The following is a 10,278-nucleotide window of genomic DNA, read 5'->3' as shown; positions in this document are numbered from 1 at the left end:
CAGTCTGTATCTATGCAACTTGTGACAGAGAACGTAAGGTTCAACCTTACAAGCCCTTCTCTTTAGAGAGGGGTAGTTGACAAAGACCTGGACTGAAGACATGTCCAGGTCTTTTAACGTATTAATGTAGCCCGAAGTGGCTAATAATAAGGTAACCTAAGTAGGCCCCCACAAAAAGTAAGCATAAATCAACGAAGGGATTGCCAACTTTATTTCCAAAGTTCCAAGCAGCTGCAATGGCTACAATAATAGCCACAACGGCGATTAGCCAGAAAATTACAGGGAGTGGTAAAAAAAGCACCCCGAGTAAACTTGCGAAAATTAAAATCCAATTACGCATATTGCGATGCCAAGCGTAAGGACCAAAAAAGGCGTGGCGATAACGGAACTGGCGGTTACGTGGGGAACCGAGTAATTTAAAAATTAAGAGGAAACACCAAAAGGCGTAGAGTCCTAAACTTATATTTTCCCACATACTCTTTACCGCCTAGGTTTTAGTTTGCTTGGAAAAGTTGAGTCAATTTTTCCATAAATTCTGTCAAGAAACGTTTCTTATCAACGTTAACGGCAGCTTTAGTGTGCAGAGCTGGTTCGTTGATGCGGGTTTGATCCCCAATGGTTCGTCCCACAGTGGGGCCTTCGGTTTCCACCTTCATATTGAGGCTTAAGGTGGAAACTAAGTCTGGTTCCACGGCGACGGCAACGGCCAAAGGATCATGAAGAGCACAACCGCCTAAGTGTGGGCTGGTTACCTTATAGGCATCGATGTAGTAATCAACGATATCGGCGTATTTTTCACCAGCGACAGTTTTTAAATCACGCCAAGTTTGTGTTTCTTTGGTAGTTAAGAGAGTTCGGGTGGTAACATCCAAACCAACCATGGTTAAGTTAAGGTTACTACGAAAGACAACGTCGGCGGCGGCGGGATCCTGGTTAATATTAGCTTCGGTGGCAGGTGTAACGTTGCCAGGGACGGTTAAGGCCCCACCCATCAGGGTGACATTACCGATGAGGTCTACGATGGCCGGATCTTTCTGAATTGCAGCAGCCAAGTTAGTTAAAGGACCCGTAGGCACGATAATTAAGTTTTCCTTATATTTGTGGGCGGCTTGGATGAAGAAGTCTACGCCAGACATAGTTTCTACTGGTCGAGCAGCTTTTTTAACTTCAACTTCACCAACACCATTTACCCCATGAATTTGGGCACTGATTGGCATAACTTCAAAAGAATCGGTAGTTGAGGAGTGAGCCAGTCCTTTGAAAACGGGAACTTCTGGGTGACCTAGCATTTCTAAAAGGTTTAAACTATTTTGCGCGGCACGTTCCACTAAAACATTTCCGTAAGAAGAAACAATCCCGATTAAGTCACACTCAGGGGTTGCCAAAGCGTAGGCAATTGCTAAAGCATCGTCAATCCCTGTATCGAGATCTAAAATCATTTTGTATTGAGCCATGAAAAACATTCCTTTGCTTGTTATTACCTCTTATTCTATCAAAAAAAAAGCCTAATTTTAAGCATCTCTTAAAATTTAGGCGTTTTTTTTAATTTTGTGCCATTGTGATTAACCAGGAGAAAAGTTTAAGTTGGTTGGCATCGTGGAGATATTGAGCTTCGGGATGCCATTGGATAGCTAGAACATCCTTATTATCAACTTGGAAAGCTTCGATTAAACCATCATGACTTTGGGCTAAAGCCGTAGTTCCTGGCGCTAGTTGATTAATAGCCTGATGGTGGAGAGAATTAACGACAGGGCTTTTCTGGTCGGCAAAAACTTCATCTAAAATGGATGGTTGTAAAAGTTTCACACTATGAGTAGGTGTATCCCAATTAGTGCCATATTGTTGGTGCTTGATCGTGAAAGCGGGATTTTCGGAGAGATCTTGGTATAAGGTTCCTCCTAGGGCCACGTTAATAATTTGTAAGCCACGACAAATTCCCAAGATTGGAATATTGCGTTTCATCGCCTGTTTGACTAGTTCAATTTCGAAAAGGTCGCGTCGTTCATTGATAGCTCCTAATTTAGGGTGCGGTTCTTGGCCATAATTTAGCGGGCTAACATCCGAGCCACCTGCTAAAAGGATCCCATCAACACGTTCCAGTAAGACGTCAACCTGACTGAGGTTAGTAGACGGCGGAATAACTACAGGAATACCACCAGCAGCTTCTACCGCGTGAATGTAGCCCTGTGGGATGTAGTAAATCATGTTACGGGAATGTTGGTCAATGGGGCGATCAAAAGGAATACCCCCAATAGCGATTAAAGGTTTCATAAAATATTACTCCTAAAATTAGTTTACGAGTAATTATAGCGAAAAAAACTCTTGATTTAAATTTTTTTGCTCAAAGGAGTGATGATTTTTAAAAATTGTATGGTTTAACTGGGAATAAAGTGATATAATGACTACATTATTCGTATTTAGGCATAAATTTGCTGGCGAATAAATATGATGAATGGAGGAAAAAGTGTAATGTCATTACAACTACCTGATAACTACGATCCAAAAATGACGGTTCGTGAAACAGAAAAAGCGATTAAGTATATTCGCGATACATTCCAAAGTGAGTTTGGCAAGCAAATGAATTTGGAAAGAATCTCAGCCCCACTTTTTGTGGAAAGAAAGACAGGTTTGAATGATAATTTGAATGGTACAGAAAGACCGGTATCATTTGATGTTCCTTGGGCACCCGACGACACTGTCGAAATTGTCCACTCACTTGCCAAGTGGAAACGCATGGCTTTAAAGAGATATGATTTCAAACCTGGCGAGGGACTTTACACTAATATGAACGCCATTCGTCGCGATGAAGAATTGGATAATTTCCACTCTGATTATGTCGATCAATGGGACTGGGAAAAGGTTATCACTAAAGACCAAAGAACAGTAGAATATCTCCAAGAAACGGTAAAGAAAATTTACCGTGTGCTTAAGCACTTGGAACACGAAGTATGGTACCGTTACCCAGATGCGGTTTACCACTTACCAGATGAAATTAAATTTGTTGATACAGAAGAATTATTACAAATGTATCCTGACAAGGACCCTAAAGAAAGAGAAAATCTTATCGCCAAGAAATATGGTTGTGTTTTCCTGATGCGCATCGGGGACACGCTTTCAAATGGTGAGCGTCACGATGGTCGGGCTCCTGACTATGATGACTGGTCTTTGAATGGGGACATTATCTTATGGTACGAACCATTACAATGTGCTATCGAAATTTCTAGCATGGGAATTCGAGTTGATGAAAAGGCTATGGCAGAACAACTTGAAAAAGCTACAGCTACAGATCGTGCTGAATTGCCATTCCATAAAGCCCTTTTAAACGGGGAATTACCTTACACCATCGGTGGGGGGATTGGTCAATCCCGGGTTTGCATGTTGCTTTTAGGCCGTGTTCACGTTGGTGAAGTCCAAGCAAGTATTTGGCCGGAAGAAATGCGCCGAATTTGTGAAGAACACAATATCTACTTACTGTAGAAAAATAAATTTCTTATTTTTAGTGGTTCCTTTACGAAGCGCCGTGTTTAATAATTTTTAATCAATCTAAGAGTCTAAATATAGATTCTTAGATTGATTTTTTTCTATATCAAATTAAAGATACAACCTAATTTCTGGCGCATACTCACGCATAATTTTTTCCATATCCATCCGATTAATAAGGTGGCAATTCAATGAATATACCGAATTTTCATTTTTGTCTAGTTCCACCTTATCTACAGCTTTTATTTCGGTGTATACTGATTGTATAATGTTGGAGTTTGAAGTTCAAAAATGCAAGAAATAGTAGAAAGTTATGCTCAAAAAGCTTCCCCTAAGGTCTGCGCGACCATGCAGGAAGCTTTTGAGAAAAGTTGCTATTACGAAGTTGCTTTTTGGCAAATGGCCTATACTAAACATTGCTGGTAATCATTCTAAAACAAACATATATCCAAAACCGCGAACCGTTTTAAGGTATTGCGGTTTTTTGGGGTGTTTTTCAATTTTATCACGGAGGTGGCTAATATGAATATCAACCATCCGACTTGTTCCTACCAAAGCAATATCGTATTGCCAGACACCATTAAGAATTTGTTCCCGAGAAAGAACTTGGTTTTTATGTTCATAAAGGTAGGTCAGAAGTTTAAATTCTTTAGGAGTTAAATCAATCTTTTGACCTCTAATTTTGAGATGACGACGATCATAATTAATTTCTAAATCATCGAAACGGATAACTTTCCCTGTTTTTGGTTCTTCTTTAGTTTTAGATGATGCTTCTAGATGGTGATTGTAGTTCCAGAGACGTTGCTTGATGACTGGAACAAGGAGTGCTTCTTCGGTAAGTAAGATAATATCGTCAACTTTGGCCTTATAAAGGCGGAGTTTATCTTTGAAGCTAAGTTCGTTAGTTAGACAGACAATAGGGCCATTCATAATTTGTCGGATAACAGCTATAGTCCCAATACATGTTTCTAAATTAGAAGTTCGTAAATCCCAAATAACACCAATGAAACGATGTTGATGTAGTTCAGTAATGGTTGCAGTGGCAGTGGTTACGTGGTGAACAAACCATTGTTGTTCAGTAAATTGCTTGGTAATTTGAATATAAAGTTCATTATCTTGAGTCAGTAAAAGAAAATTATTGTTCATGCTGGCTTTTCCTTTCCGAATAATAACTATTGTTATTATGCCATACTTGATAAAAAATTACTTCTGCAAAGTGTTATTTACACAAAATTTACAAAGGATAAAAGGAAGATTTACATAGATTAGCTATTCTAAAACTGAAATCAATGATCAGGAGAAATTTTTATGAAAAGTAAGAAATTTTATCTCTTGGCTATCCTAATTTTGTTATGTGGTGGCCTTTACTATTTAAAAAAACAAGCAGATTTAGAACCTAAACGTCAGAAAATTACTTTAGTCGGCTCAACGGCCTTGCAACCTTTAGCGCAGGAAGTAGCTCTAGATTTTCAAAAAAAAGCTCCTCAAGCTGAAATGATTGTCCAAGGTGGGGGATCAGGTACAGGTCTTAGTCAGGTTCAAGCTAAAACCGTTGAAATTGGAAATGCGGATATTTTCGCTGAAAATAAAGAAGGAATCGATGCTAAAAACTTAGTTGACCATAAAGTTGCGGTTGTGGGTCTAGCACCAGTTGTAAGTCGTGACTTAGGAGTGACAGGTCTTTCTTTTCAACAACTTCAAGATATTTACACAGGAAAAATTACTAACTGGCAAGAAGTTGGTGGTCCTAATTTAGCGATTACGGTTATTAACCGCGCCCAAGGCAGTGGTAGTCGGAAAACTTTTGAAGAAGCAGTTTTGCAAGGGAAGAAAGCCGTTAATGCCCAGGAACAAGATTCCAATGGGACGGTACAAAAAATTGTTGCTAATACCCCAGGGGCAATTTCTTACTTGGCTTTTGGTTATATCAACCAAGATTTACAGGCTTTAAAAATTGATGGTGTTGCAGCTAAAGCAGCTAATGTGACCACTAACGCATGGAAAATTTGGTCATATGAACACATGTATACCAATGGGCCTGCTAAAGGTTTAACTAAGGAATTCTTGGACTACATTTTATCCGATCGAGTTCAAGGTAAAGTTCTTAAGGATGCAGGATACATTAGTCCATTAGACATGAAAGTGGTCAAGGATGCCCAAGGCCATGTAAAAACAAAGTGAGGGAAAAAAATGCGACAAAAACGTGAAGAATTATGGGGCAAAACCTTAACGGGTTTAGCAATTGGCTTGGTGTGTTTCTTAGTTTTAGCAATCTTGATTTTCGTGGGTGCCAAAGGCTTAACGATGTTTATCCAAGATAAAATGAGTCTTCGAGAATTTTTCTTTGCTGGTCATTGGGATCCAGCGCATCAAGAAGTCGGAGCTTTGGGAATGTTAGTTACCTCTTTTTTAGTGACCCTTACTGCAGCAGTAATTGCCAGTCCATTAGCTTTAGTATTGGCGATTTATGTAAGTGAGTTGGCAAGTGGTAAAATAGCAAAATTTATTCAACCTTTAATTGAAATTTTAGTAGGGGTTCCGTCGGTTGTTTATGGTTTATTAGGACTTGAAATTATTGTACCGTTAGTCCGGACAACTTTTGGTGGGACAGGTTTCTCTATTTTGACAGGGGTCTTAGTCCTGACGCTGATGATTTTACCAACCGTTACCTCTCTTATGATTGATGCGTTAAAGGCCGTACCTAAACATTACCGCCAAGCTTCTTTAGCTTTAGGGGCTACACAAGTTCAAACAATTAATAAAATTGTTTTAAAAGCTGCCAAACCTGCATTATTAACCGCAGTTATCTTTGGCATGACGCGGGCTTTCGGGGAAGCGCTAGCGGTACAAATGGTAATCGGGAATGTTTTACAGGTACCAAATTCTCTCCTGAGTCAAGGCTCAACCCTAACATCAACTTTGACTATGGGAATCGGGAATACGATTTTTGGAACCCTACCAAATAATGCTTTATGGTCTTTAGCCTTAATTTTATTATTGATGTCTTTAATCTTCAATCTTTTGATACGCCTAGTAAGTAAGGGGGCTAAAAAATAATGGATGCACATAGAATGAATCGTTTAGTTTTAACTTTAATTAAGACAGTAACTTATATAGTTGTGGCTGCCTTAGTTTTATTATTAGTTTATATTATTGGTAAGGGATTACCGCATTTAAGTTGGCATTTTTTAGGAAGTGAATCTCAAGCCTTCCTAGCCGGAGGAGGAATACGGAACCAATTATTCGATTCTTTTTATATCTTACTTTTAACATTAGTAATTTCAACCCCACTAGCTTTGCTGGCAGCTATTTTCTTAGCTTTTTACGCGCCTCAAAATAGTTTGACTGATTTAGTGCGAACAACAATTGAAGTTTTATCATCACTACCTTCGATTGTAGTTGGTTTGTTTGCTTATTTACTGTTTGTAGTTAACTTTCAAATGGGCTTTTCGCTCTTAGCGGGGGCCTTAGCATTAACTATTTTTAATCTACCAATTTTAACGCGAAATTTTGAAGATGCGTTAGCAGAAATTGATGAAACGCAAATGCAGGGAGGTTTAGCACTTGGGTTTTCTAAGTGGAAGGCGATTACCCAAATTATTTTACCAGCTGCTTTACCAAGTTTGATTACAGGGATGATTTTAGGGGCTGGTCGTATTTTTGGGGAAGCTGCAGCTTTAATATTTACGGCTGGTCAAAGTCCTGCTCAAGTAGATTTCAATAATTGGAATCCTTTTTCTTCAACTAGTTTTCTAAATATTATGCGCCCCGCCGAAACCTTAGCAGTTCACATTTGGAAGTTAAATTCGGAAGGCTTAGTCCAAGATGCGGCGTTAGTTTCAGCTGCATCTGCCACTGTTTTAGTTTTAATGGTAATTATTTTTAATGCCGGAGCACGGATTTTAGGAAGTTATTTACAAAAGAAAATGATGGGAGGTAAATAGTTAATGAAGGCTTACGATTTAGAAAAGAGAGCAATTTTTACACCTAAGGGGCAAGAGAGTTTAAGCTTACAGGATGTAGATGTCTTTTATGGGGATAACCACGTTTCCCGTCAGGTAAGTATGGTTTTTCCCAAAAATCAAATTACGGCTTTAATTGGAGCTTCAGGGTCTGGCAAGTCTACGCTTCTACGCTCTTTAAATCGACTTAATGATGGGATTGCCCAGGTTAAGGGAAAAATTATGTATGACGGTCAAAATTTAAACGCACCAGAAGCAAATGTTTACCAAATTCGGCGGCAAATTGGAATGGTGTTTCAAAAACCTAATCCGTTCTATAAATCTATTCGTAAAAATATTTTATTTGGCCTTAGGGATCAAAATCTTAGTAAGGCGACTGAAGAGGAAATTTTAGAAGATGTTTTACGTCAAGCTGCTCTATGGGATGAGGTAAAAGATAAGTTAGATAAATCAGCTTTGGGCTTATCAGGTGGTCAGCAGCAGCGCCTTTGTATTGCTAGAGCGTTAGCCTTAAAACCAGAAGTGATTCTCATGGATGAACCAACAAGTGCTCTAGATCCACTAGCAACAGCCAAGGTCGAAGAGACGATGTTAGCTTTGAAAAAAGAACACACAATTATTATTGTGACTCATAGTATGCAACAAGCAGGACGGATTGCTGATAATACAGCCTTCTTCCATAAGGGGCGTCTGATGGAATATCAACCAACGACTAAAATGTTTATGACCCCAGAGTTAGAGATTACCCAGGATTATCTCAGTGGGAATTTCGGATAGGAGTTTTATGTTAAAAGTTGAAAATTTAGTAATCTCTTACAATAAACATCAGGTTTTACATGGTGTAAATTTAGAGTTTCAAGAAAAAGGAATTACCGCACTTATTGGTCCTTCAGGGTGTGGGAAATCAACACTTTTGAGGGCGTTAAATCGAATGCACGATGATAACCCGATTGTTGACATTGAAGGTTTAGTGAGTCTTGACGGACAAGACATCTATAATCAGCAGACTGATTTGTTAGCTCTGCGTAAAAAGATTGGTATGGTTTTTCAACAACCAGTAGCCTTTCCAATGTCAATTTTTGAAAATGTGGCTTACGGTTTACGAGTTGCGGGTCAAAAAGACCAAGCAAAAATTGCTGCTAAAGTGGAAGCTAGCCTCAAACAGGCTGCTTTATGGGATGAAGTCAAAGATGACTTGGATAAGTCGGCTTTAGGCTTATCTGGGGGACAGCAACAAAGACTTTGTATTGCGCGTGCATTAGCAGTGGAACCTGAAATTTTACTTTTAGATGAACCAACGAGTGCTTTAGACCCAATATCCGCTGCGAAAGTTGAGGAGACTTTGTTGGCTTTGAAAGAAAAATACACGATGATTGCGGTAACGCATAATATGCAACAAGCTGCACGAATTGCTGATCAAACCGTTTTTATGATGGGAGGATATGTAATTGAGGCAGGAAAAACGACCGACTTATTCATGAATCCACAAAAAGTAGAAACTGGAGACTATCTTAACGGGCGTTTTGGCTAAAAACTTGGTATAATATTAAAAATGGAGGAAGACAATGAACGAAATATTTGCAGATGAACAAAAAAAATTACGTGGTCGCTTCATGGAAATGGGAATTGATGCAAGTGAGCAAATTTATCTTGCTACAAAGTCTTTTATCGATAAGGACATAGAGTTAGCTCAAAAGGTTAAGGAAAACGATGATCTAGTGAATGAAGAAGAACTGGCCTTAGAAAAGCGGGCTCTAAAAGTGATGGCCTTGCAACAACCACTCGCTGCTGACTTTCGGACAGTAATTACTATTCTCAAGGCTTCAAGTGATGTGGAAAGAATTGCCGACCATGCGGTGCATATTGCACGGGAAACAATTTTGGTCGATGCTTTAGAAGAAAAGTTAAATTCTCAAGAAATTGATGAAATCATTAGTCAAATGACGGTGAAGTTACGGCGGATGTTAGAAAATATTCTAGATGCTTACCTTAAAACTGATGAACAAAATGCTTATGAAGTAGCCAATTGCGACCTTGAAATTGACCGCCTTTATATTCAAGGACAAAAAATCATTATCGAAAAGATGAAAGACCATCCTAAGGGTATTGAAATGGGTAGTCACTATTTAACTATTATTCGTCTCTTAGAGAGAATTGGCGATCACATTGTTAATTTAGCAGAATGGATTATTTATTCTGTAACCGGACGTATTACAGAATTAAACCCAGGCAAAGCTAATCCGGTCTTGGTTAAAGACCAAGACTTAAAGTAAGTACTATTAGATTTTAAATCGGAATTCTTAAGATAAAAGTCGCAATTTTGCGGCTTTTTCTTTTAGTTAATGGCAGACCTGCGATTTAGTGGTATAATGAAACGGTAATCTATCCCGAGGAGTGATTAACTGTTTATAAAAATATAGAATTAAGTAGAATTTAACCGAAAAATACGTTGTAATTAAACCATAGAAAGATTGAAAATGTAGGTGGTTTATTATAACAATGTTAAAACCAAAAGAGATGGCAGAACGTCTTGGCGTTACTGTTAGAACTTTACAAATTTGGGATAAAAAAGGAACCTTGAAAGCCTACCGAACTCCCACTAATCGAAGATATTATACAGAAGAACAATATTTAAATTATATAGGTCAATCGTCAACTACCAAACGTAAAAATGTCGCTTATACTAGAGTATCAACTAATGGGCAAAAAGACGATTTAAAAAGTCAAATTGATTTCATTAGACAATACACTAATGCTAAAGGTGTAATTCTTGATGAAATGATTACTGATATTGGTAGCGGGCTTAATTATAATCGAAGAAAATGGAATGAATTAT

Annotated in this window: 13 protein-coding genes; 9 read left to right on the top strand and 4 right to left on the bottom strand. The window is 38.5% G+C overall.

The genetic code is table 11. The features are described 5' to 3' along the window. Positions 1–121 precede the first annotated feature (121 nt). The 3 genes from FC36_RS03755 to FC36_RS03745 all read right to left on the bottom strand — a co-directional run bounded on the left by FC36_RS03755 (position 122) and on the right by FC36_RS03745 (position 2,271). Entirely contained in the window at positions 122–475 is a 354-nt protein-coding gene (locus FC36_RS03755; protein ID WP_025021433.1) for a hypothetical protein, read from the bottom strand. Between the two features lie 19 nt (positions 476–494). Further along, entirely contained in the window at positions 495–1,454 is a 960-nt protein-coding gene (locus FC36_RS03750) for a nucleoside hydrolase (protein WP_025021432.1), read from the bottom strand. A gap of 88 nt (positions 1,455–1,542) precedes the next feature. Continuing rightward, a complete protein-coding gene (locus FC36_RS03745; RefSeq protein WP_025021431.1) occupies positions 1,543–2,271 on the bottom strand; it encodes a gamma-glutamyl-gamma-aminobutyrate hydrolase family protein in 729 nt (242 codons plus the stop codon). Between the two features lie 198 nt (positions 2,272–2,469). Between FC36_RS03745 and asnA the strand changes: the two genes are divergently transcribed. Beyond that, the gene (gene asnA / locus FC36_RS03740; RefSeq protein ID WP_025021430.1) at positions 2,470–3,477 is read left to right on the top strand and encodes an aspartate--ammonia ligase; all 1,008 of its coding nucleotides are present in this window, start codon (positions 2,470–2,472) and stop codon (positions 3,475–3,477) included. Between the two features lie 294 nt (positions 3,478–3,771). Further along, the gene (locus FC36_RS11580) at positions 3,772–3,906 is read left to right on the top strand and encodes a thiaminase II/PqqC family protein (protein ID WP_081781999.1); all 135 of its coding nucleotides are present in this window, start codon (positions 3,772–3,774) and stop codon (positions 3,904–3,906) included. Here FC36_RS11580 and FC36_RS12645 read toward each other — a convergent pair whose 3' ends face one another. Continuing rightward, positions 3,907–4,626 carry a response regulator transcription factor gene (locus tag FC36_RS12645; RefSeq protein WP_023859177.1) on the bottom strand — a complete coding sequence of 240 codons (720 nt, stop codon included), beginning with the start codon at positions 4,624–4,626 and terminating at the stop codon, positions 3,907–3,909. A 162-nt stretch (positions 4,627–4,788) separates the two neighbouring features. Here FC36_RS12645 and FC36_RS03730 point away from each other — a divergent pair, with 162 nt between their 5' ends. The 7 genes from FC36_RS03730 to FC36_RS03700 form a co-directional block, all read left to right on the top strand. Next, positions 4,789–5,661, top strand: a complete 873-nt coding sequence (locus FC36_RS03730; protein WP_023859178.1) for a phosphate ABC transporter substrate-binding protein — start codon at positions 4,789–4,791, stop codon at positions 5,659–5,661. Between the two features lie 9 nt (positions 5,662–5,670). Continuing rightward, complete coding sequence (pstC, locus tag FC36_RS03725; protein WP_025021429.1) at positions 5,671–6,537, top strand: phosphate ABC transporter permease subunit PstC; 867 nt, start codon at positions 5,671–5,673, stop codon at positions 6,535–6,537. Then, positions 6,537–7,424: a phosphate ABC transporter permease PstA gene (gene pstA / locus FC36_RS03720; RefSeq protein ID WP_025021428.1), complete on the top strand. Its 888-nt coding sequence runs from the start codon at positions 6,537–6,539 to the stop codon at positions 7,422–7,424. Before pstC ends, pstA begins: the two co-directional genes overlap by 1 nt. A 3-nt stretch (positions 7,425–7,427) precedes the next feature. Further along, complete coding sequence (pstB, locus tag FC36_RS03715) at positions 7,428–8,219, top strand: phosphate ABC transporter ATP-binding protein PstB (protein ID WP_025021427.1); 792 nt, start codon at positions 7,428–7,430, stop codon at positions 8,217–8,219. Between the two features lie 7 nt (positions 8,220–8,226). Next, a complete protein-coding gene (gene pstB / locus FC36_RS03710) occupies positions 8,227–8,973 on the top strand; it encodes a phosphate ABC transporter ATP-binding protein PstB (protein ID WP_023859182.1) in 747 nt (248 codons plus the stop codon). A gap of 34 nt (positions 8,974–9,007) precedes the next feature. Continuing rightward, a complete protein-coding gene (gene phoU / locus FC36_RS03705) occupies positions 9,008–9,715 on the top strand; it encodes a phosphate signaling complex protein PhoU (RefSeq protein WP_025021426.1) in 708 nt (235 codons plus the stop codon). Positions 9,716–9,935: 220 nt separating this feature from the next. Continuing rightward, the coding region (locus FC36_RS03700) for an IS607 family transposase (protein ID WP_156409508.1) at positions 9,936–10,278 on the top strand (343 nt) is incomplete at its 3' end.

The organism is Ligilactobacillus equi DSM 15833 = JCM 10991, assembly GCF_001435735.1.
Taxonomy (GTDB): domain Bacteria; phylum Bacillota; class Bacilli; order Lactobacillales; family Lactobacillaceae; genus Ligilactobacillus; species Ligilactobacillus equi.
Note: the sequence above shows the minus strand (reverse complement) of the source record. Positions and strands in the feature narration are given on the sequence as shown.